Annotated in this window: 18 protein-coding genes; 9 read left to right on the forward strand and 9 right to left on the reverse strand. The window is 70.6% G+C overall.

Going from position 1 to position 22,585, the window contains the following annotated elements; translation table 11 throughout:
* Positions 1-53: 53 nt before the first annotated feature.
* On the reverse strand, positions 54-4,328 hold the full coding sequence (locus tag ACIBN2_RS29040; protein WP_399138632.1) for a discoidin domain-containing protein: 4,275 nt from the start codon (positions 4,326-4,328) through the stop codon (positions 54-56).
* Positions 4,329-4,811: 483 nt separating this feature from the next.
* On the opposite strand from ACIBN2_RS29040, the gene ACIBN2_RS29045 reads away from it, so the two are divergent.
* The 3 genes from ACIBN2_RS29045 to ACIBN2_RS29055 all read left to right on the forward strand — a co-directional run bounded on the left by ACIBN2_RS29045 (position 4,812) and on the right by ACIBN2_RS29055 (position 9,472).
* Positions 4,812-5,774, forward strand: a complete 963-nt coding sequence (locus tag ACIBN2_RS29045; protein WP_399138634.1) for a D-cysteine desulfhydrase family protein — start codon at positions 4,812-4,814, stop codon at positions 5,772-5,774.
* 143 nt (positions 5,775-5,917) lie between these two features.
* Positions 5,918-7,459, forward strand: a complete 1,542-nt coding sequence (locus ACIBN2_RS29050) for a glycoside hydrolase family 76 protein (protein ID WP_399138636.1) — start codon at positions 5,918-5,920, stop codon at positions 7,457-7,459.
* Positions 7,460-7,627: 168 nt separating this feature from the next.
* Entirely contained in the window at positions 7,628-9,472 is a 1,845-nt protein-coding gene (locus ACIBN2_RS29055; protein ID WP_399138638.1) for a glycoside hydrolase family 76 protein, read from the forward strand.
* A 73-nt stretch (positions 9,473-9,545) separates the two neighbouring features.
* Here the strand turns inward: ACIBN2_RS29055 and ACIBN2_RS29060 are convergent, their stop codons facing one another.
* On the reverse strand, positions 9,546-10,043 hold the full coding sequence (locus ACIBN2_RS29060) for an N-acetyltransferase (protein ID WP_399138639.1): 498 nt from the start codon (positions 10,041-10,043) through the stop codon (positions 9,546-9,548).
* A gap of 309 nt (positions 10,044-10,352) precedes the next feature.
* Between ACIBN2_RS29060 and ACIBN2_RS29065 the strand changes: the two genes are divergently transcribed.
* Positions 10,353-11,561: a phosphatidylserine/phosphatidylglycerophosphate/cardiolipin synthase family protein gene (locus tag ACIBN2_RS29065; RefSeq protein WP_399138641.1), complete on the forward strand. Its 1,209-nt coding sequence runs from the start codon at positions 10,353-10,355 to the stop codon at positions 11,559-11,561.
* Positions 11,562-11,603: 42 nt separating this feature from the next.
* Here the strand turns inward: ACIBN2_RS29065 and ACIBN2_RS29070 are convergent, their stop codons facing one another.
* From ACIBN2_RS29070 to ACIBN2_RS29090, 5 genes are all read right to left on the reverse strand, one after another.
* Positions 11,604-12,725, reverse strand: a complete 1,122-nt coding sequence (locus ACIBN2_RS29070; protein WP_399138643.1) for a lipid II:glycine glycyltransferase FemX — start codon at positions 12,723-12,725, stop codon at positions 11,604-11,606.
* A gap of 60 nt (positions 12,726-12,785) precedes the next feature.
* Entirely contained in the window at positions 12,786-13,406 is a 621-nt protein-coding gene (locus tag ACIBN2_RS29075) for a hypothetical protein (RefSeq protein ID WP_399138644.1), read from the reverse strand.
* A gap of 53 nt (positions 13,407-13,459) precedes the next feature.
* Entirely contained in the window at positions 13,460-14,305 is an 846-nt protein-coding gene (locus ACIBN2_RS29080) for a rod shape-determining protein (protein ID WP_399138646.1), read from the reverse strand.
* On the reverse strand, positions 14,302-14,676 hold the full coding sequence (locus ACIBN2_RS29085; RefSeq protein WP_399138647.1) for a TraR/DksA family transcriptional regulator: 375 nt from the start codon (positions 14,674-14,676) through the stop codon (positions 14,302-14,304). The genes ACIBN2_RS29080 and ACIBN2_RS29085 overlap by 4 nt, the downstream gene beginning before the upstream one ends.
* A gap of 69 nt (positions 14,677-14,745) precedes the next feature.
* Positions 14,746-15,057, reverse strand: a complete 312-nt coding sequence (locus tag ACIBN2_RS29090) for a TraR/DksA family transcriptional regulator (RefSeq protein WP_399138649.1) — start codon at positions 15,055-15,057, stop codon at positions 14,746-14,748.
* A gap of 330 nt (positions 15,058-15,387) precedes the next feature.
* Here ACIBN2_RS29090 and ACIBN2_RS29095 point away from each other — a divergent pair, with 330 nt between their 5' ends.
* From ACIBN2_RS29095 to secD, 4 genes are all read left to right on the forward strand, one after another.
* Positions 15,388-16,398 carry a HAMP domain-containing sensor histidine kinase gene (locus ACIBN2_RS29095; RefSeq protein ID WP_399138650.1) on the forward strand — a complete coding sequence of 337 codons (1,011 nt, stop codon included), beginning with the start codon at positions 15,388-15,390 and terminating at the stop codon, positions 16,396-16,398.
* A gap of 2 nt (positions 16,399-16,400) precedes the next feature.
* Entirely contained in the window at positions 16,401-17,078 is a 678-nt protein-coding gene (locus ACIBN2_RS29100; RefSeq protein ID WP_399138977.1) for a response regulator, read from the forward strand.
* 74 nt (positions 17,079-17,152) lie between these two features.
* Positions 17,153-17,611 carry a hypothetical protein gene (locus tag ACIBN2_RS29105; protein WP_399138652.1) on the forward strand — a complete coding sequence of 153 codons (459 nt, stop codon included), beginning with the start codon at positions 17,153-17,155 and terminating at the stop codon, positions 17,609-17,611.
* A gap of 84 nt (positions 17,612-17,695) precedes the next feature.
* On the forward strand, positions 17,696-19,939 hold the full coding sequence (secD, locus tag ACIBN2_RS29110; RefSeq protein WP_399138653.1) for a protein translocase subunit SecD: 2,244 nt from the start codon (positions 17,696-17,698) through the stop codon (positions 19,937-19,939).
* A 46-nt stretch (positions 19,940-19,985) separates the two neighbouring features.
* Here the strand turns inward: secD and ACIBN2_RS29115 are convergent, their stop codons facing one another.
* Positions 19,986-20,645: a TetR/AcrR family transcriptional regulator gene (locus ACIBN2_RS29115; protein ID WP_399138654.1), complete on the reverse strand. Its 660-nt coding sequence runs from the start codon at positions 20,643-20,645 to the stop codon at positions 19,986-19,988.
* Between the two features lie 122 nt (positions 20,646-20,767).
* On the opposite strand from ACIBN2_RS29115, the gene ACIBN2_RS29120 reads away from it, so the two are divergent.
* On the forward strand, positions 20,768-21,331 hold the full coding sequence (locus ACIBN2_RS29120) for a beta-class carbonic anhydrase (RefSeq protein WP_399138656.1): 564 nt from the start codon (positions 20,768-20,770) through the stop codon (positions 21,329-21,331).
* Positions 21,332-21,333: 2 nt separating this feature from the next.
* On the opposite strand, the gene ACIBN2_RS29125 is transcribed toward ACIBN2_RS29120, so the two are convergent.
* Entirely contained in the window at positions 21,334-22,560 is a 1,227-nt protein-coding gene (locus tag ACIBN2_RS29125) for an MFS transporter (RefSeq protein ID WP_399138658.1), read from the reverse strand.
* Positions 22,561-22,585 lie beyond the last annotated feature (25 nt).

A 22,585-nucleotide genomic window follows, 5' to 3' on the forward strand; every position in this document is an offset into this window, starting at 1 on the left:
CGGGGCCGCCCCCGCGGAGGGCGGCCCCGTGCCCTTCCGTGTCGCTTTCTGGGCTACTCGATGTTGATCTTGAAGGTGCTGGTCGTGTTGCGGACGTCCTGGGCGTTGCCGCTCATTCGCAGGTTGCGGAAGGTGGCTTCGCCGACGGCGGGGCCCTGACCGGGTTCCGGCAGCTCGTTGGCCCAGATGCCGAAGCCGGACTTGGCGTCGAACGCGTCCCCGCTCTTCTTGGAGTTGGTGATGGAGATGTCGGTGAAGATGGTGTCCTTCACCGGGAACTGGGGCTGGCCTCCTACGTAGTTGGTCTGGAACATCACGCCTCCGTAGGTGGAGTCGTCGATGTCCACGTAGTTGACGCGGATCCCCTGGAACACCTTCGAGGCGGAGAACGCCCAGATCGCCGGGAAGACCTGGGAGCCCCAGAAGTGGCCGCCCGTCCTGTCCAGTGAGACGTTCTCGATCGTCGTGGGTTCGGTGCCGAAGCCGTTCATCGGGTAGCCGAAGTCCAGCGAGGAGATCGTGATGCCGGAGTAGACCAGGGTGTCGGCGACGCGGATGTTGCGGAAGGTGTTGTTGTAGCCGCCGTAGACGGCGATGCCGGCCGCGCGCCAGGTGAGTGTCGACGTCAGGTTCTCGTAGAGGTTGTTCTTCTCGTCGGCGCCGCCGGCGTCGATCGCGGAGAACAGGGCGAAGCTGTCGTCGCCCGTGGCGCGGGCGTCGTTGTTGACGACATGGTTGTCCGTGGAGCCGTTCGTCATGTTGATGCCGTCGGCGAACATGTCACGGATGCGCGAGTTCTTGATGGTCATGTTGTCGGTGTTGGCGCCCCAGTAGAGGCACACCATGTGCTCGACCCAGATGTCGTCGATGGTGATGTTGGAGACGCCTGAGAAGTCGAACACCTTGCCCGGGCCGTCGATCCGGGACGTGTAGTTGCCGGAGTAGGAGAAGCCGGCGAACGTCGAGCCGTTGGCGGTGGCGTCGGCCCGGAAGCCGACGTCGGTGTTCTCCTGCGAGGAGGGGGCGTGGAAGCGGGTGAACCACGGCCCGGCTCCGACGACCTTGACGGCCTTGCCGTAGACCTGGAACTTGCTGGAGGTCTCGTAGTCACCGGCGGGCAGGTAGACGCCGACGAGCTTGCCGGTGGTGTCCATGCGGACCTGGTCGAGCGCGTTCTGCACGTCCTGGTGCGAGAAGCCGGCCGGGACCGCGTAGGCGGCGGGGTCCGGGTTCGGATCGGCCGTCGCCTGCTCGGTGTTGACGAAGTCGATGGCGTACGTGGAGGTGTTGGCCGCGTCCTTCTGCAGCCTGATCCTGGAACCGGCCGGGACGGTCTTGCCGAGCAGCAGGTTCGCCTCGTCGTAGATGTGGCGCGGGGCGCCGGAGCCGGGGGCGTTGCCGGGTGACGTCTCGTTGCCGTAGAGCCAGGCGTACTTGGAGGTGAGGTCGATGGCCTTGAGGAACTGGCCGTCGACGTAGACGTCGAGCGTGGTGTCGGTGCCGTCGGGGATCGAGAAGCGGGTGACGAGGGTGTTGGTCGCCGCGCGGGTGGTCCACTCGACGTACTGGCTGGTCCCGGTGAGGGTCACCGCCTTGCGGCCGCTCGCTTCGCCCGCGACGTCGCCGATGGTCCGGTTCGGGCCGACGACCTTGGCGCCGCCGCCGAGCGTGCCGTCCTCGGCCTCGTACATGTCGTAGGGCATGTCCGCGCCGCGGCCGATGAACAGGGGTTGTGTGGTGGTGTTGTTGGCGCGCTTGACCGGCAGTTCGTTGGTGTCGTCGGCGATGACGGTCTTCACGGTGTACTTGCCGTTGGCGGCCGTCCACGAGCCGAGGCCGACCGGTGCGGTCGTCTGGCCCGCGGCGATGGCGCCGTTGTAAGTGCCTGTGAGCGTCTTGACGGTGGCGCCCTTGGAGTCCTGGACGGTCAGCGTGACGTCGTGGGCTCCGGAGGCGGAGGCCACCGTCCCCTGGTTCTTGATCGCTACGGTGAACTTGACGTCGTCACCGGCCGAGGCGCTGGACGGGCTCCAGGAGACCGGCGCGGCGAGCAGGTCGGAGCTGGAAACCGGTTTGACGACGAGGGCGTCGGAGCGGGTGAAGGTGTTGTTCGCCTCGTTCTGCTCGATGACCTTGTTCGACGGGTCCACCTCGGCGCCGACCGGGTAACTGCCCGCGTCCTGGGCGCCGATGCTCGCCGTGACCGTCGTCGACTGACCGGCGTCGAGGGCCGGTACGTCCGCCGTCGCGGCCTTCGTGCCGCCGAGCGTGAAGTTCAGGTCGGTGGCCTTGGACGCCTTGCTCCCGCTGTTGGTGACGGTTGCCGTGAGGCTGATGGCGTCCGATTCGACCGGAGCCGCGGGCGAGTTGGTGATGCCGGTGACCTTGAGGTCAGGGTTGGCGGCCGGGGTGCCGATCACCTGGATCTCGGCGACCTGTGCGCCCGGGGCGCCGGTGTTGGAGGCGAACTTGAGCTGGATGTCGGCGGCGGAGGCGGAGACCGGGATGGTCACGGTGTTGCCGCTCGACGGGTTGAACGTGTAGTCCTTCGCCGCGACGAGGCTGGTGAAGGACGTCGCGTCCTGGTCGCGGCCGAGCACCTGGATGTTCTGCGTGCGCGTGGACCAGGCTGCGTCCGGATTGAGCCTGACGACGACCTGGCTGAGGTCCGCATCGGCGCCGAGCTTCGTGGTGAGCGTGGCCGGGTAGGCGCCGCCCGCGCTTTCCCAATAGGTGCTGGTGAGACCGTCGTTGGCGTTGGTGGCGACGTAGGTGAAGGTGTACGAGGAAGCCTCGATGGGCTTGCCCTGCGCGAGGTCGGAACCGCTACCGGCCGAGCCCGGCCGGGTGACGCTGTTGCTCGCCGCCGACACGTTCCCGGCGGCGTCCTTCGCCTTCACGTAGTAGGTGACCGCGGCGGACGCCGAGGGGGTGTCGGTGTACGTCGTGACGTCACCCGCAACGGACTTGACCAGCTTGTCGTTCGCGTAGACGTCGTAGCCGGTGACCTTGGTGTCGTCGCTCGACGCCTGCCAGAACAGTTTCACGTCGCCGCCGGACTGCGTGTAGGCGAGATTGCCGGGTGCCGTGGGGGCCTGGGTGTCGCCGCCCGATCCCTTACGCGTGACGCTGTTGCTGTTGGCGGAGACGTTGCCCGCGGCGTCCTTGGCCCGTACGAAGTAGGTGATGTCGCTGCCGGCCGGCTGGGTGTCGGTGTAGGTCAGGACGCTCCCGGCGACACTCGCCCGCAACTGGCCATTGGCGTAGATGTCGTAGCCGGTCACGGCGGTGTCGTCGGTGGCCGCGCTCCAGGTCAGCTTGATCTGCCCGGTAGCCGGCTCGGTGTAGTCGAGGTTCGACGGCGCAGTGGGGGCCTGGGTGTCGCCGGTCGCGGGTCCGTAGACCTCCAGCTCGGACAACTGCCCTGCGGGCCAGCCGGTGTTGGCGGTGAACAGCACGCGCACGTAGCGCGTCGTGGTCGTGTCGAGGCTGATGGTCGTCGACTGGTCGTCGGAGCTGTCGAAGGTGTACGCCTTCGAGGCCGTCAGATCCGTGAAGTTCTGGTTGTCGGTGGAGCCCTGGACCTTCAGGGTCTGGCTGCGGCCGGGCCAGCCGCCGGGCAGCCGCAGCGTCACCTGGTTCACCTTGACCGATGAGCCGAGGTCGACCTGGAGCCACTGCGGGAAGGCGTTGTTCTTGCTCTCCCAGTAGGTGTCGCGGTTGCCGTCACCGGCGTTGGCCGCGCCGTAGACGTCGGCGTGCCCGCTCTCGGTGAAGGTCTTGCCCTGGGCGAGGTTGGGGGTCGAGGCGGCGGTCGTGAGGACCTGCATCTCGGCGAGCTGGGCGGTGGAGGCGACCGAGTTCCTGGTGAAGTCGGCCCGTACGTACCGGGCCAGGGTCGCCGGGAAGGAGACTTTCACCGTGTTGCCGTTGCCGGGGCTGAAGACGTACTGCGCCGACGACTTGAGGGTGGCGAAGCTCTTTCCGTCGGCGCTGCCCTGAAGCGCGAGCGTCTGCTTGCGGGTCTGCCACTGCTGGGGCAGCCGCAGCACGACCTGACGGACGCGCCTGGTCCGCCCGAGGTCGGTCTGCACCCACTGGGCCGACTTCTTCCCGGCCTGCCAGTAGGTGTCGGCGTCGCCGTCGGTGACGTTGGCCGCCGAGTGTGCGCGAAGGGCGCTGCCGGCCTTGGTGGCGGCGTCCGCGGCGGCGTTGGGGCCGCCCGCCGCGTGTGCGCCGACGGCGGGCATGCCTAGAGCCAGGACGGCGGAGGCGAGCGCGGCGGTTGCCGCGCGCCGTCTCCAGGATCTGGGCTTGGGTCGAATCATGCGGAGTCACTCCCTGCGGAGGTACGCGCGCCCAGAGGGCGGCGAGGGGGGCTCGTTCCTGGGCCGGGCGGTGGCGCGGGTGCGACAGGACGGCGGATGCCGTTCATGCGCGGGCGCACGGTCTCCAAGGGGAGAATATGCGCGTGTTCTTGCAGTGATTCATCGCAATATTGCAGAGGCGTGCGAGTTCGTCTACACCTCGGGCGACGCAATTTTCACCGACGCCAATTGCGCTTCAGCGGGCGCCGGTTGAGGCGCGTCGCCTCCAAGTCAGGGAACTACGCGATGACCGTTTGCATGGAGTCGACTTCGACACTTGCACCGCACTTCGCAAGCGAACGCAAGTGACGCAAGAATTTGCGTACTTCTGCGTCATCACACGACTGGGAATTGCGCAGGACCCTGACAGCTGATTCCCGAGCACCGCAGGGGAAAATGTGGAGCTTGCGCAGTCGGCAGTTCGGCCACCCGAGAGGACCTTCCGTGAACCACCAGCCTGAACGCGTCACCCTCGTCACGCTTCCCACCCCGGTCGAGCCCGCTCCGCGCCTTGCGGAAGCCATCGGCTTGCGACCGGAGGACCTCTGGATCAAGCGCGACGATCTGGTAGGCGTCGGAGGCGGCGGCAACAAGGTCCGCAAGCTCGAGTACACCGCGGGTCTCGCACAACGCGACGGCGCCGACACCCTGGTCACGACCGGCGCCGCACAGAGCAACCACGCCCGGCTCACCGCAGCCGTCGCGGCCAAGCTCGGGATGAAGGCCGTGCTCGTCTTCCCCGGCGCTCCCGGTGCGTCGGCGTCGGGCAACCTGGTCCTCGACGGCCTGCTCGGTGCCCGCATCGTCTGGAGCGGCGACGTCGAGACCCACGCTCTGGCCGAGGCCGCCGAGAATGTCGTCGCCGAACTACGCGCCGACGGGGCCCGTCCGGCACTCATCCCCTTCGGAGGGTCCAGCGCCGTCGGCGCCCAGGGGTACGTCGACTGTGCGGAGGAGTTGCTCGGGCAGGTGCCTGATCTGGAGCATGTCGTTGTCGCACTCGGATCGGGCGGGACGATGGCAGGACTCGTCGCCCGTCTGGGCGTGGAACGCGTCCTCGGGGTCGACGTCGGGGCGCGCGCGAATCCCGCCGAGGCCGTCGCCGCCTTCGCCCGCCCGCTGTCACGGACACCGATCACGGCCAAGGAACTGCGGGTCCGCGACCAGATCGGCGCCGGCTACGGAACCTATACGACTGAGGTTGCCGAAGCGATGGTCACGACGGCACGCAGCGAGGGCGTCATCCTCGATCCCACCTACACGGGCCGGGCCATGGCAGGGCTGATCGCGGCGGTCGAGGACGGTGACATTCGCCGCGGGCAGATCACGGTCTTCGTCCACACGGGCGGGCTGCCCGGACTGTTCGGGCACGCCGCGGCCGTCGCCCACGCCGAAAGTCTTCTCTGAACCGAGCTCCAGGACAGGTGAGTTGTCGCCGCCGCCCGGCCAACTCTCGTACGCGGCAACCCATTGACGCTCCCCTTCCCCTTCACTACCTTCTGAGAGCGCTCTCTCCCATCATCCGCAGCTTTCGTCGACTGGGAGACCCCATGACTCCCGTACGAAGACACCGAAGAGCCGACCCCCTCACTCCGAGTCCCCTCACCGCGAGACCCCCCACCACGAGACCCCTCGCCCTCGCGCAGTCGGCCGCGGCGTTCGCCCTCGCCCTTCTCGCGGGCCTCGCCCCGCAGCCGGCGTCCGCGGCCGACGCTTCCACCTCCGCCGTTACGGCGACCATCTGCAACAAGTACTGCGATGCGCGCGACCCGGCCCTCTCCTCCGGCGACCGGCAACCGGTCACCGCGACCCTCTACGGGCGGTCGATGGCCCTCCATTTCGACGACGCCGACGCGATGGGCTGGGCGTCCGTAGACAACGGCAGCCCGGGCGACGAGGTGTGGCTCGACCGCTCCTTCGACGGCGGCCGCACCTGGAGTTCAGGAAGCAAGCTCGGCGACACCACCGTCCCCTCGGGGCAACGGGGTTGGCGCACCCTCATGTACAACGTCGACGACTGGAACAACCAGGGTGTCGGCGCCCTGCGCGCCTGCGGCAAGGCCGGCGACCGCGCCGAGATCGCCTGCACCCCCTGGGCCCGCACCACCTGGAACGCCGGCGACCGGCGCACCGCGGCGGCGACCGGGCTGATGACCTTCTACAACAACTCGACCGGCCTGTTCGACACCACCGGCTGGTGGAACTCCGCCAACGCCCTCACCGCCGTCATCGACAACATCCGCGTGACGGGTATGGGCAGTTACTCGTACGCGATCTCCCGCACGTACGACCTGAACGTCAACGCACAGGGCGGCCAGTTCCGCAACGACTACATCGACGACACCGGCTGGTGGGGGCTCGCCTGGGTCGCCGCCTACGACCTGACGGGCGACAGCCGCTACCTCGACACCGCCCGCGCCGACGCCGATCACATGGCCGCCTACTGGGACAACACCTGCGGCGGCGGAGTGTGGTGGAGCACGGCGAAGACGTACAAGAACGCCATCGCCAACTCCCTCTACATCCAGCTCAACGCGGCCCTGCACAACCGGATTCCGGGCGAGACGGCCTATCTGCAGCGGGCCCGCGCCGGCTGGTCCTGGTTCCAGACCACCGGCATGATCAACGGCTCGAACCTGGTAAACGACGGCATCGACCTGTCCACCTGCCGCAACAACGGCCAGGCGGTCTGGTCCTACAACCAGGGCGTCCTGCTGGGTGCCCTCACCGAACTGAACCGGGCCACAGGTGACGGCGCGCTGCTCACCCGTGCACGGCAGATCGCCGACGCCGCGACCACGACGTCCTCCCTCCACACCGCGGACGGCATCCTCCGCGACCCGTGCGAGACCGGCGACTGCGGCGGCGACGGGCCGTCCTTCAAGGGTGCGGACGTGCGCGGTCTGGGCAAGCTCAACGCGGCACTGCCGGACCATCCCTACACCGCCTATCTGCAACGCCAGGCGGACCGGGCCCACGCAGGCGACCGCAACGCCCTGGACCAGTACGGACTGCGCTGGTCCGGCCCGCTCGACAAGGTGGACGCGGCGCGGCAGCAGAGCGCCCTCGATCTGCTCAACGCAACGCCCTGAAGCAGAAGTTGTGGGCCAACTGGCCCACGCCCCGTTCGACAACGTTGTCCGCGTGGGCTCCCTGATCACGGCCGCTGAACAACAACCGCTCCCCCGGCGGCCGCCCTCCTCCCCGGGCGGCCGCCAACTCCCCTTCCACGTACGGCCCTCACAGACAGGCGGTACGTCATGCCTGCTCGGACCCACCCCGTCGCCGGCGGCCTGCTGGCCCTCCTCCTGGCCCTGACCGGCCTCGTCGCCCTCCCCACGCCCTCCCGTGCCGCGACGTCGGTCTGCGCCCTGGCCTGCGACACGCTGGACCCCTCGAAGGCGCAACAGGAGACATTCCCGGTGCCCGGCAAGAACATCAACGGCCGTACCCTGCGGCTGCACGTCTCCGACCCGGACGACATGGCCTGGGCGAGCATCGACGACGGCGTGGGGGGCGACTCGGTCTGGCTGGACCGCTCCTGGGACCGGGGTGCGAGCTGGGAACCGCTGCTCGGAAAAGCGAGCATCCCCAGCACGTGGACCGGCACCCGCACCCTCATGTACAACATCACCGACCCGGTCGGGCACCGGCGCGGCTGGGTGCGCGCCTGCGGTGACGCCGGCGGCGTCGCCTGCACCGACTGGGTGTACCCGAAGGTGTGCGACGGCACGTCCTGCGACGGCGCCGACCCCACCACCGCGGCGGGCGACGCCACCCCCGTCCCGTCGACAACCCTCTACGGACGCACCATCAGCCTGCACGTCGACCAGCGGAACGGCATGGCCTGGGGCGTCATCGCGGGCGGCGGCCCGGGCGACGAGATCTGGCTCGACCGCTCCTGGGACGGCGGCGCGAGCTGGCCCGAGGGGTCGTCACTCGGCCGTACGAGCGTGCCGTCGGAGGCCGCCTCGACCCGGACCGTCATGTTCGCCACCCGGGACCCGCGCGGCCTGCTGTACGGCGGAGCGGTCCGCGCCTGTGGCCGCGAAGCCTCCCACCAGGAGGGCAGTTGCACGGCCTGGGTCCGGCCCGCGCCGACCCGGGCACGTGCGGCGGCGGACGCACTGATGGCGTCGTACCAGACCAACGAAGGCTGGTGGCAGAGCAGTTGGTGGAACTCCGCCGCCGCTCTCACGGCGCTGATCGACTTCGCGAAGCGCAGCGGACGGCACGACTACGACTGGGCGATCGCCCGCACCTTCGAGCAGAACCGCGGCATCTTCCCTGCGGGCGGCCGCAGTTCGGACCCGATCGAGGGCCACTTCATCAGCCGCGCGATCGACGACGCGGCGTGGTGGGCGGTGGCGTGGGTCTCGGCCTACGACTACACGGGCGAACGGCGCTATCTGGACGAGGCGGTCACGATCACCGACTACGTCCACCAGTTCTGGGACACCGGCACCTGCGGCGGCGGTGTCTGGTGGAACCGCGAGCGCACCTACAAGAACGCCGTCACCAACGGCCTCTACCTGTGGCTCGCCACCGCCCTCCACCAGCGGATCGCGGGCGACACCGAGTGGGGCGGCCGGGCGACCACGGCGGCCGACTGGTATCTGGCCTCCGGGCTGATCAACTCCTCGGGCCTGGTCAACGACGGACTGACCGCGGGCTGCGCCAACAACGGCCAGACGGTGTGGAGTTACAACCAGGGCCTGGCCATCGGCGCGTTCACGCAGCTGTGGCGGTCGACCGGCACCGGGCGGTACCTGGACACGGCGAAGCGCCTGGCCGACGCGGCGATGTCGTCGACCGCACTGACCCGCAGCGGCGTACTGACCGAGTCCTGCGACATCGATGCAAGCACCTGCGACGACAACCAGAAGCAGTTCAAGGGGATCTTCATCCGCCACTTCGCCGACCTCGCGAACGCCACCGGGTCCGCGACCTACCAGGCATACGTCAGCAAGCAAGGCGACTCGATCTGGGCCGCCGACCGGGACTCCCTCAACCGCCTGGGCGAACGCTGGTCGGGCACGAGCCCCAACGTGTCGGACTGGCGTACCCAGGCGAGCGCGCTGGAGGCGTTGACGGCTGCGGAGTGACTCTAGGACCTACCTCGGACCTGGACCTGGGAACTGGGACCTGGGGCAAGCCCAGGACCGTTGTGCGGCCGCGTCACGAGACGCGCGGCAGCGCGAGCCAGTCCTGCCACGTGATGTCGCGGCCCACATAACGAGGTTGCTGGAAGGGCCAGTCGGCAGCGATCCACTTCGGTACCAGCGCGTCGAGGGCGCGCTCCACCTCGCCGTCCACGAGGTCGTCCACCACCCACCAGGAGATGTCCGCGTCGGCGCCGGTGCGCTCGGGCGGATCGATGTAGACGCAACCGAGGATCGCCGTCTCCCCCTCGTCCAGCAGCGCGTAGTTGAACGACTGGTGGGCGGCGATCTCCTGCTCGTGCCGCAGCAGGTCGACGCGGTCCTGCTCGTAGGTCATCGTCTCCGGGGGCCAGCCCCAGGCCGGGCCGTAGATCTTCCACAGTCGCTCACGGGAGCCCATGACGGCGGGGTGGTCGATCGGGGTGTCCGCCTCCCGGATCGGCCGCAGGTGAACCGCGGTGCCGGGCACGGGCACGTGGACGGGGTGGACGAAGTCGTCGGGCAGCCAGCTCATGGGGCCTGACGTTACCTGCGGGCGGCGCGCGACGAACTGGCATTTCCTTGCGCGCTGGGCCGGACGACACCAAGAAGCTGGCTGTCGGCAACTGCCTCACGAACAAGGGAACCCACAGCAAGCCGGAGATCGATCAGTTGGACTGCAGCGACTCTGCGCAACGTCGTACCGTCAAGGGCGCCTCCGGAGATCCGGCGACCGGGCTCACCCGATACGCCGGGAGTGAGTCCGTGACCTCCGGGCATCCGCTCTCTTGGCTCATCCGGCGGCCCTCAACGCCCGGTCCTCATGGTTCAACGGGAGATTCGCGTGATCGTCGACGGCATACCGGCACCCGCCGCTCGTGGCGCCCTACCTGACGCGGAGCTGCGCAAGCAACGTCTGCGCCGCCGTCTCGAGCGGCTGATCGGCGTGGCCGCCACCGAGGGAAACGAGCTGGTGCCGCTCCGCAACGGGCACAAGATCTTCCCGGCGATGCTCGAAGCGATCCACTCCGCGCAGCACACGATCGACATGATGACGTTCGTCTACTGGCGCGGTCAGATCGCCCGCGACTTCGCCGCCGCTCTCGCCGACCGGGCCCGCGCGGGGGTGCGGGTGCGGCTGCTGCTCGACGGTTTCGGTGCCAAGGAGATCGAAGGGGACCTGCTGGACCTCATGGACTCCGCCGGTGTGCAGGTGGCCTGGTTCCGCAAGCCGGTCTGGCTGTCGCCGTTCAAACAGAATCACCGGTGCCACCGCAAGGCCCTCATCGTCGACGAGCACACGGCGTTCACCGGCGGCGTCGGCATCGCGGAGGAATGGTGCGGCGATGCCCGCAACCCCGGCGAGTGGCGTGACACGCATGTCCAGGTGCGCGGTCCGGCCGTCGACGGCATAGCCGCCGCGTTCGCGCAGAACTGGGCCGAGTGCCACGACGAACTCTTCGACGAGCGCGACCGGTTCACCGAGCACAGCCAGCCCGGTTCGTCGGTCGTCCAGGTGGTGCGCGGCTCCGCCAGCATCGGCTGGCAGGACATGCAGACCCTCATCCGGGTCATGCTCACCTCCGCCGAGGAACGCTTCCGCCTCACCACCGCCTACTTCGCGCCCGACCGGTACTTCATCGACCTGCTGTGCCGGACCGCGCGCCGCGGGGTGCGTGTGGAGATCCTGCTCCCCGGACCCCACACCGACCAGCGCGCCTGCCAGCTCGCCGGCCAGCACCACTACACCCGCCTGCTGGCGGCGGGGGTGCACATCCGGCAGTACCAGCCGACGATGATGCACGCAAAGATCATGACGGTCGACTCGGTCGCCTCGCTCATCGGCTCCACCAACTTCAACCGCCGCTCGATGAACCACGACGAAGAGGTCATGCTCGCCGTCCTGGACGAGAGGCTCACCGCCTCGCTCGACCGTGACTTCGAGGAGGACATGAAGCACAGCGTCGACATCGACCTCGCCCGGTGGAAACGACGGGCGGCTCTCCAACTGGCCAAGGAGGCCGCCGTCACGCCGATCCGGCGCTTCCTGTAGACGGGCGGCCGGGCGGGGCGGCGGCCGGCGGGCCGCGCGGCCTCAGCGGCGGGACATGTACAGGTCCAGCGCCTTGTGCAGGACCTTGTTGAGCGGGTAGTCCCACTCACCCAGGTACTCGACCGCGTGGCCGCCGCTGCCGGACTTGAAGCGGAGCAGGCCCAGCAGGTGGTTGCCCTCGTCCAGGGTGTCGGTGATTCCGCGGAAGTCGTAGACGGCGGCGCCGAGTTCGTGGGCGTCGCACATCATGCGCCACTGGATGGCGTTGTTCGGCTGGACCTCGCGCTTACGGCTGGTGGAGGCGCCGTAGGAGTACCAGACGTGCTCGCCCACGGTCAGCATGGTGGCGGCCGCGAGCACGTCTCCCTCGTGGTGGGCGAGGTAGAGCCGCATGCGGTCGGCGTCCTCGGCCCGCAGCGCGGTCCACATCCGCTGGAAGTAGGCAAGCGGGCGCGGGATGAACTTGTCGCGTTGGGCGGTCTCCACGTAGAGGTCGTAGAAGGCGGGCAGATCCTCGTAACCGCCCTGGACGACTTTGACGCCGGCCTTCTCCGCCTTCTTGATGTTGCGGCGCCACTGCTGGTTGAGGCTGCGGTGGATGTCCTCCAACGACCGTCCGGCGAAGGGGACTTGGAAGACGTAGCGCGGCTGTCCGGGGGCGAATCCGTCCTCGCTGCCGGGCTCGGTCCGCTGCCAGCCCATCCGGCGCAGCCGGTCGGCGAGGTCGACGGCCTGCGGTTCCTGCTCGGTGGCCTCGGCGTCACCCAGCCGCCGGGCCTGCGGATCGGCGATCGCCGCCTTGACCGCCTCGGCACTCCAGCGGCGGACGACGACGGGCGGCCCCATCTTCACCGTGAAGGCGCCCCGTTGCTTCAGATACGCGAGCATCGGCCGAAGCCACTGCTCCAGATCCGCCGCCGCCCAGTCGATCACCGGGCCCTCCGGCAGATAGGCGAGGTACCGCTTCAGCTTCGGCAACGGCCGCAGCAGCACCAGCCCCACGCCCACCAGGCGTCCGTTCCCGTCGATCCAGCCCAGACTCTCCGCCCGCCAGTCCGGCTTCACGTCTCCCCACGAGGGAACCTGCATATGACTCACCGAGGAACGGGCCGTCACGAACGCCAGATGCTCCTCGCGGGTGATCGCCTTCAGGCAGTAGCTCATGCGCACTGCTCCTTTGTGATCACGGTTCATGCCGATCACATCTTTACCGCTCATGGGCCGCTACGGCGACGTCCTCCATCGTGGCGCCGTTCGTGCCCACTCGGTGTTCCACGCGGCGAGGTTGCGGCGCTGGATGATGTGGTGGGCGGTGCCGTAGGCGGCGGCCGCGACCGCGTGCACGGCGAGGGCTGCGACGAGGGCCGAGCCCGTGGCCCGGTTGCGGACCTGGTCGGGGCTCAGGGGCGGCTCGGTGATCCTTCCCTCGGTGTCGGCCCAGACGCGGATGGTGCTGCCCTTGGGCATGGCGGGTGCTACGTCGGTGGTGGCGGTGTGGGCGCGGCCGTGTGGGTCGGGGAAGCGGACCTTGGTCGGGTAGCGGGTCTCTCTCGCCTCGGCGGAGCCCGGTTCGGGGTGGCGCCGGGCGTTCTCCATGAGGGTGGCGGTGGTGTGGTGGCGCGTTGCGGCCTGCTGCTGGGCGATGCGGCTGTAGTGGCCGTGGGCGGTGTCACCGACGTGGAACATGACCGGCGTCGTGGCCGCCGGGGCGGCCAGCAGCAGGCCGACGCCGATCCACGCCTGGGTCAGGTCGCTGCGCCTGCGTAGAGGGTTGCGCCGCAGCCGCCAGAACATCAGTCGTGGCAGCTCCGTGGGAGGTGACGGCGGGGGCAGGCGGGCGGGCATGGTCTCCTCCTTCCGGTGACACGGACCGCGACCGACACGGACCGCGCGGGCACTCACTCGGCTTGCGGCCGCGGCTGGTTGAGGTGAGCCGGCGGTGGCTGGGGCCCGCAGGCGGAGGGGTGGGCGTGGGCCGCATGCAGCAGCTTCGCGGCGCCGCGGACCGCCGCGGTGTGCGGGGCGGGGACGACCCGCAGCGGCGCATGCAGTCGGCCGGTCAGGTGGGAAGTGATCTCGGGTCGCAGAGCGCCGCCACCGGCCACGAGGATGCCGCGGTGCAGCGCGTCGACGGTGACGGAGCTGCGGTCCTGGCGGAGCATCGCGCTGAGCATCCGGGCCACCGCCTCGGTCAGGTGCTCCGGCGTACCGTCCTCGTCCAGGTCGCCGGTGCCCAGCGCGGTGGTGCGCGCGTCCGTGACCGCGCCGTCGCAGAGCAGCACCACCTCCGTCAGGTGTGCACCGATGTCCAGCACCAGCAGCGGAAGTGACGTGTCGGCCCCTGCGGCCAGGGCGATGCCCCGGGCGCCGGGCACGGTCAGGACGCTGCGCGGCCGCAGCACGCCGACCGCGGTGCGGGCCTCCGCCCGGTAGGCGAGGCCGTCCAGAACCGGTGCGGCAACGATCACCATCGGGCGCACGCGCTGGGGCAGACGGTCGGTGAGCAGGCGCTGCAGCATCCGGGCGCAGCCCTCGGTGTCGACGATCGTGCCGCGCTGGATGGGGCGGACCGCTCCACTGCCCGGGGAGGTCACCGTCGGCACGTCGACCACCACGCCCCGGCCGCCGATCCACGCGCGCGTGCGGGCGCCTCCCATGTCCAGGGCGATGCCGCAGCAGCGCCGGCACGGGGGCCAGGGCCGGTGCCGGGCGACGGGGGCGTGCGGGTGGGGGGCGCCGGTCACCGGAGGGCCTCCTTGACCTGCTGGCAGCGGGCGCAGTAGCGGGCCTGCGGCACGATCGTCAGCCGGTCGAGGGCGATGACGTGCCGGCACAGGTGGCAGGTGCCGTACGTGCCCTGGTCCATGCGGCGCAGCGCCTCCTCGACGTCGGCGAGGACCATGCGCGCGGAGGCGGCCAGCTGGACGCGGACCTCGATCTGCGCGGCGGCCTGCTGCGCGCGCCGCTCCTCGGCGCGCGAGCCGGCCGGCCCGGCGAGCCGGCACAGCTGCTCCCGGCGGAACAGTCGCTGTTCGTGCAGGTTCTCCCGCAGCGCGGCAAGATCCTCGGCGGACAGGTGCGTCCTACGGCGTCCGATGGTCCGGTGGTTCACCACGTCACCCCCTTTCGTGGGGCAGGGCCTTTCCTGGGGCAGGGCGGAGACGGCTGGTACGGGCGGTGGTGGTCAGGTGGCGTGGCGCCGGCACGGGACGCAGTGGCGGGTGTAGGGGAGGATCTCCAGCCGTTCCGCGGGGACGGGTTTGGCGCAGCCCAGGCAGATGCCGTAGGTGCCGTCCTCGATACGGGCGAAGGCCTCGTCGATCTCTTTGAGGACCCGTCGCATCGCCGTCCTCTGCTCGGACAGCAGGTGATCGTCCGCGCTCTGCGCGGTCTCGCCGAGGGCCTGCAGCTGCGCCAGCCGTGAGGTGCGTGCGTGCTCTAGGCGCTGTCGCGCTTCATGCAGGTGGAGCTCGGCCCGGGTGACATCGAGCGACATGGTCGTTTCCTTCGTCTCGGCGGCGTACGGCAGGCGGTGTCTTCCACCCTGGCCGCGCCGGCGGCGGATCCCTATCGGGCGCAGGCCCCATTTCCGCCGGGGCGGGGGTTCCATGCGGCCGTGCCGCGGGCGCGGGATTCGTGCGGCGCCGCCATGGGTGCACGCGGCCGGCGCAAATGGGGGTCAGTGCCCATGGACGACCCGCTCGGGCCGAGGGCAGGCTGGCCGCAGGCTCACCCGAGCACCCGGGCACCGTCGACACGCTCGACGTCGAGCGGTGCCCGACAGGCGGGGTGGCCCTTGGTGAGTCGAACCGGAGGCGCGAGACCGGTGTCGTTGTTCTGGCGGATCTTCGCCCTCAACGCCGTGGTGCTGGGCATGGCCACGGCACTGCTGTTGTGGGCTCCGGTGACGGTCTCCGTGCCGGTGGTGCTCACCGAGGCGATCATCCTGGTCGGCGGCCTGGCCGTCATGCTGGTCGCCAATGCCGCGCTGCTGCGGCTGGGCCTGGCCCCGCTGGACAGGCTCGCCAAGCTGATGGCGGGCGTGGACCTGCTGCGCCCCGGCCAGCGTCTGCCCGCGCGAGGGGGCGGCGAGGTCGCCAAAGTGATCCACACGTGCAACGCCATGCTGGAGCGGCTGGAGCAGGAACGGGCCGCGAGCAGTGCCCGGGTGCTGCTGGCCCAGGAGGCCGAACGCCGCCGTATCGCACAGGAGTTGCACGACGAGGTCGGGCAGAGCATGACCGCGATCCTGCTGGGCCTCAAGCGAGCCGCCGACGACGCACCGCAGCCGCTGCTCAAGGAGCTGCACGAGGTGCAGGAGATCACCCGGGAGAGTCTGGATGAGATCCGCCGTCTGGTACGTCGGCTGCGGCCGGGCGTGCTGGAGGACCTCGGGCTGGTCAGCGCACTGACCTCGCTCACGGAGGACTTCGCCGCCCACACCGGACTGCGGGTCACCCGCCGCTTCGACGCCGAACTGCCCGTGCTGGGGCCGGAGATGGAACTCGTCCTCTACCGCGTCGCTCAGGAATCGCTGACCAACGCCGCCCGCCACGCGGACGCCGAGCGCGTCGTCGTGGCCCTGCGGCGCACCGAGGACGGCGTGGTGCTGGCCGTCACCGACGACGGCTGCGGCATCGGCGCCCCACGCGAAGGCGCCGGCATGCGCGGCATGCGCGAACGGGCCCTGCTCATCGAGGCCGAACTCGACATCACTCCGGCCCTCACGAGCGCCGACACCGGCACGGACACGGGCACAAGCACCGGCACCGGCACCGGCACCGGCACCGGCACCCAGGTCAAGCTCACCGCACCCGTCCCGAGGATGCAGCCGTGACGATGCGCGAAACGCCTCCCACCGCCGCCGCCAGGACGATCCGCATCCTCCTCGCCGACGACCACGCCCTGGTCCGCCGCGGTGTCCGCCTCATCCTCGACCGGGAAGCGGACCTCGACGTGGTCGCCGAAGCGGGCGACGGCGCCGAGGCCATCGAACTGGCCCGCACCCACGACGTCGACCTGGCCGTCCTCGACATCGCCATGCCCCGTCTGACCGGCCTTCAGGCCGCCCGCGAACTGGCCGCCCTCCGGCCGGGTCTGCGGATCCTGATGCTCACCATGCACGACAACGAGCAGTACTTCTTCCAGGCCCTCAAGGCCGGTGCCAGCGGCTACGTACTGAAGTCCGTCGCCGACCAGGACCTGGTCGCCGCCTGCCGGTCCGCCATGCGCAACGAGCCCTTCCTGTACCCCGGCGCGGTCACCGCCCTGATCCGCAACTACCTCAATCGGGTCCGCCACGGCGAGGAGGCCCCCGACCAGATCCTCACCCCGCGCGAGGAAGAGGTCCTCAAGCTGGTCGCCGAGGGCCACTCCTCCAAGGAGATCGCCGACCTGCTGTTCATCAGTGTCAAGACCGTTCAGCGCCACCGCGCCAACCTCCTCCAGAAGCTGGGCCTGCGCGACCGCCTGGAGCTCACCCGCTACGCCATCCGCGCGGGCCTGATCGAACCCTGACCTGCCGCCATCGGCGTACCGGACGCCTGAGGGGCCCTGCCCCGCACATCACGACGGAGAGAAGGGGATCGTGCATGCACCACCCGCGCCGCACCTTCCCCGCCACCAGCCGCACCCTCCCCGCCCTCAGCCGCACCTCCCCCGTGACCGCCCGTGCCCGGTCCCGCATCGCCACGGTGGTGACAGCCGCCGTACTGGCGCTGCTGGCCGCCCTCTGCGTCGCCGGGCCGGCCGGTACGGCGAACGGTCAGGTCACCGACGCGACGGCGACGACCGGCGGCCTCCGGGACGCCGGACCGCGCGCCGACGACGGGTGCGGTGCCACGTGCACCCTCTCGGCGGCCACCCGCCACACACCCCACGGCGAGCACCCCGCCCCGCGCAACCACCTCGCCCCCGGCCCCGACGACAGCACGGCCATCACGCCGCCCCGGCCGGCAGCCCACCCGGCGACGACCCGGCGCGTCCCCTCCCCGGAGCCGTCCCCGACGCCTGACCGCGACCGGGCACCCCCTCCCTCCTCCGGCATCTGACACCCCCTTCTCCTCTCTCCTCCGCACCGCCCGGCCGCACCCACACGCCGCGGTCTGGCGGTGCCACTCTGCCGGAGGCTTCCCTTGACCCGTTCCGCCCGCGTGAGGGCGCTGCTCGCCCTCACCGTGATCGCCGTGTCGCTGTACATCGCCGTCGCCGTGCCGGTCCGCCTCGGACTCGACCTGCGCGGCGGCACCCAGATCGTGCTGGAGACCCGCCCCACGTCCACCACCGACGCAGGCCGCGAGGCCACCGACCGTGCCCTGGAGGTGCTGCGCGGCCGTATCGACGCACTCGGTGTCGCCGAACCCACCCTCGTCCGGTCCGGCGACGACCGGATCATCGTCGAACTCCCCGGCGTGCAGGACCCCAAGAAGGCCGCCGACGTCCTGGGCCGCACCGCGCAGCTCACCTTCCACCCTGTGCTCGGCACCGACGGCGGCGCCCTGAACAGCTCACACCCGCTGCCGAAACGGCCTCACGACCGGGTTCTGCCGGACGAGTCGGGCACGCCGATGCGCCTCGGCGCCCCCGCCCTGACAGGCGAACACGTCAAACATGCCGCTGCCCGGTTCGACCAGCAGGGCGGCGCCGGCTGGCACGTCACCGTCGACTTCGCGGGCGCCGGCCGCGACGGCTGGGCCCGGCTCACCGGCGACGCCGCCTGCCACCCGGCAGGCGACCCGGCCCGGCGAATCGCCATCGTCCTCGACGACAAGGTCATCTCCTCCCCGCAGGTCGTCCCCTCCATCGGGTGCGAGGCGGGCATCCGCGACGGCGCCACGCAGATCACCGGCTCCTTCGGCCCGGAGGAGGCACGCGAGTTGGCCCTGCTCATCAACGGCGGCGCGCTGCCCGTACCCGTCGAGACGGTGGAACAGCGCACCGTCGGACCGACCCTGGGCGCCGAGGCCATCACCGCCGGCGTCTGGGCCGCGGTCATCGGCACCCTCCTGACCTCGCTGTTCATCATCGTCGTGTACCGGCTGATGGGCGCGCTCGCCACCATCGCCCTGGCCTGCTACGGCCTCCTCTCCTACGCCGCCCTGGCCGCCCTCGGCGCCACGCTGACCCTGCCGGGACTGGCCGGATTCGTCCTGGCGATCGGCATGGCCGTGGACGCCAACGTGCTCGTCTTCGAACGGGCCCGCGAGGAGTACACGACCCGTCGCCGCCCCAGCACCCGCTCGGCGCTCGCCGCCGGATTCCGCAACGCCCTCAGCGCGATCGCCGACTCCAACATCACCACACTGATAGCGGCCGGCCTGCTGTTCTTCCTCGCCTCCGGGCCCGTGCGCGGCTTCGCCGTCACCCTCGGACTGGGCGTGCTCGCCTCCATGTTCAGCGCCCTGGTGATCACACGCGTGCTGGCGGAATCCGCCGCGAGCCGCCCCTTCTTGCGCCGTCGCCCCCGCCTCACCGGCATCGCGGCCCCGGGCGCCGTCCGCGACCGTCTCACCCGCCGCAATCCCCACCTGATGCGCCACCCGCGCCGCTGGCTGGCGACCGCGGCCGCCGCGCTGATCCTGGCCGGCTCCGGAATCGCGGTCCGAGGCATCGACCTCGGCGTGGAGTTCACGGGTGGCCGCCTCATCGAGTACGCCACCGCCACTCCCGTCGACCCCGACGGGGCCCGTGCCGCGCTCACCGACGCAGGATTCCCCCGAGCCGTGGTGCAGTCCTCGGGCGGTACAGGGCTGACGGTACGCACCGAAGCGCTGACCAACGCACAGGAGGCCGAGGTCACCGCGGCGGTGCGCGGCCTCGCTGACGGTGCGGACAAGGTCCGCGACGAACTGATCGGCCCCAGCCTCGGTGAGGAGCTGCGCCGCGGCGCCCTCATCGCGCTCGCCGTGGCCCTCGGCGCCCAGCTCGTCTACCTCGCGGCGCGCTTCCGCTGGCTGTTCGGCACCGCCGCCGTCACAGCCCTCGCCCACGACGTGCTCATCCTGATCGGCGTGTTCGCCTGGCTCGGCAAGCCCGTCGACGCGGTCTTCGTGGCCGCCCTGCTCACCGTCATCGGCTACTCGGTCAACGACTCCGTGGTCCTCTTCGACCGCATCCGAGAACTGACCCGCAAGGTGCCCAGGACGCCGCTGCCCGACCTCGCGAACCAGGCGATCCTGCAGACCCTGCCCCGTACCGTGAACACCGGCATGGGCGCCGCCTTCATCCTCACCGCCCTCGCCGTACTCGGCGGATCCACGCTCACCGACTTCGCCCTGGCCCTGCTCGTCGGCCTCGCCGTCGGCACGTACTCCTCCGTCTTCACGGCCGTCCCCCTCGCCCTTCAGCTCCGGGCCCGGCGGCGCGAACCCCGGCGCTGAGCAGGCGAGTTGCCATCACTCAGACTAGCTGCTGCCATCTCCCGGTCTAGCTGAGAATGTCACCGATCGCCATCAGCGTGCGCTCCTCCAGCTGGTGACGGTCGGCCTCGGGCACCTCACGCAACGGCCCCTGCCCGGACAGGACCGCCATGCCGTGCACGGTGGACCAGATGGGGTATTCGAGCCCGGGGCGGCGCTGTGGGTCGAGCACGCCGGCGTCGACCAATTCATCCAGCGCGGACCGGAGTTGGCCCAAGGGCGAGCGATCCGTCCCCGACGCGTCGCCCTGCGCCGGGTATGCGTGCTGCTGCGGCAGCGCGAACGCCGTGGCGAACCAACCCGGTTCCTCGCGCGCGAACGCGAAGTAGGCCATGCCGACGGCCCGCAACCGCTCGCCCGCCGCAGCGGGATCGCCGCGCCGGCCGGGCACGCTCGCCACGCCGTCGGCCATCCGGTCGGCGAGCTCGCCGATCGCCGCCGCGCACACCGCGGCGAGGAGTTCGTCCCGGTCGGCGAAGTGACGGTAGGCGGCATTGGGCACCACGCCCACGATCCGCGTCGCCTCGCGCAGCACCACGGCGTCCGGGCCACCGCTGCGGGCGAGTTCGAGCCCGGCGGCGACGAGCCCGTCCCGTACCGCGCCGCGTGGCCGCCGCTTCCGTGCTTGTGCCGCAGATGCTTCCTCTGCCGCTCGATCAGGTGTCACGAGCGCCAGAATAGCAATAGTGGACGGTGTCCACTTACTTCGCTAAAGTGGACAGCGTCCACTAACGCGCCGCGGGTTCTCGCCACCCGGCGGTCCGACCGTCAGCAGGACGGAGAAGCACTATGACCAGGCTGGCTCCCCTCCTCCACCACAACGAGCAGTTCGCCCGTGATCACACCCCGGTCCCGCTCGGCCTGCCCACCGCGCGGCTCGTTCTCGTCACCTGCGTCGACCACCGCATCGATCCCGCCGCCGTCCTCGGACTCCGGCCCGGCGACGCACCCGTCATCCGCAACGCGGGCGGACGCGTCACCCCGTCGGTGATCAACGACATCGCCTATCTGGCCTTCCTGGCCGAGTCGTTGCTCGGCGCGACCGGTCCGCTCTTCGAGGTCGCGGTCCTGCATCACACCCAGTGCGGCACCGGATTCCTGGCCGACCCCGAGTTCCTGCGTCAGGCCGCGCGGACGACCGGCGTCGCGGAGGCGGTGCTGAGCGCGACCGAGGTGGCCGATCCGGACAGGACGGTCCGGGAGGACGTCGAGCGCCTGCTCATCTCGCCGCTCACGCCTGCCGCGGTGTCCGTCTCAGGCCACGTCTACGACCTCGAGACCGGACGCGTGACGACCGCGACCGATGCCCGGTATCCCGAGCCGGCCGGCACAACAGGCGTCCGTACGGAGTGAGTTCAGTTCACCGGCACCGGCTCGCCGACCGGCCGGGGCGGGCGTTGACCGGCGGCGGCCCTGCGCGCGACCGGACCCATGGCGTACGCCGCCACCACCATCAGCAGGCCCAGCACCAACCAGCCTGACGCTCCCCAGCCCAGCAGCAGCGTCGTCACCACCAGAGGGCCCGCCGTGCGGGCGACGGTCACGCCGGTACCGAAGAAGCCCTGGTACTCCCCCATCCGGTCGGCAGGCGCCAGGCCGAAGGAGAGCTGCCACGATCCCGCCGACTGCTGCATCTCCGCGACGACTTGGAGCACCGCACCCACGACCATGATCACTGCCGCGGGCCAGGCCGAGCGCCCCGTCGACAGCGCGAACACCGCGCAGGACGCCAGCATCACCAGCCCGGACCGGCGAATCACCTTCAGTGCGCTGCCGAGCCCGGTCACGGCCCTGGCCGTGCGCACCTGGAACAGCGTCACCGCAAGGGTGTTGAGCACGAACAGCCCCGAGGCCAGCCAGGCCGGTGCCCCGGTCCGCTCGGTGATCCACAACGGAAGGGCCAGGCTGAGCAGCGGCAGCCGCAGCAAGAGCACGGCGTTGAGAAGGGCGAGCAGGGCGTACGGCCGGTCGGTGAGGACCGCGAACCGCCTGCCGCCGCCGGCCGCCGCGACAGCGGTCGTGACGTTCACGGCGGGAAGGCGCAGCAGAAGCAGCGCGCAGACCAGGAAGCACAGGGCATCCAGGGCGAGCACGCCCCGGTACGCCGCCGCCGTCCCGGCGCTCAGCGCGCCACCGCCCAGCGCCGCACCCACCGCCAGACCGCCGTTGAGCGTCGACTGCAGGCGGGCCAGCACACCCGTGCGCTCCCCGGCCGGTACCAGTGCCGCCAGCAGGGCCTGGCGAGCCGCCGCGAGCCCCGACTGGGCGGCGGCGTACAGACTGGCCGTGACGACGAAGGCCACGAATCCGGAGACCAGCAGGAACGTCGCGATCGACGCCGCGGTGGCCAGCGCCAGCAGCACCGACGTGCCGCGTGGCCCGCGCCGGTCCGCGAGACGCCCGAGCGGCACTCCGACCAGCGAACCGACCCCCCAGGCGAGGGTCAGCCCGAGCCCGACGCGTGCGGGAGCGAGATGGGCGACCTGCGTGAAGTACAGCGCCGAGGTCACGTAATAGGCGCCGTCGCCAACGGAGTTGGCGAGCTGAGCGAGGGCCAGCAGGCGTCCTGGTCGATTGGTCATGACGATGACGGTATTGCTTCAGTGG

Origin of the sequence: Streptomyces sp. NPDC050534, assembly GCF_044457745.1 — a bacterium.
Classification (GTDB): Bacteria; Actinomycetota; Actinomycetes; order Streptomycetales; family Streptomycetaceae; genus Streptomyces.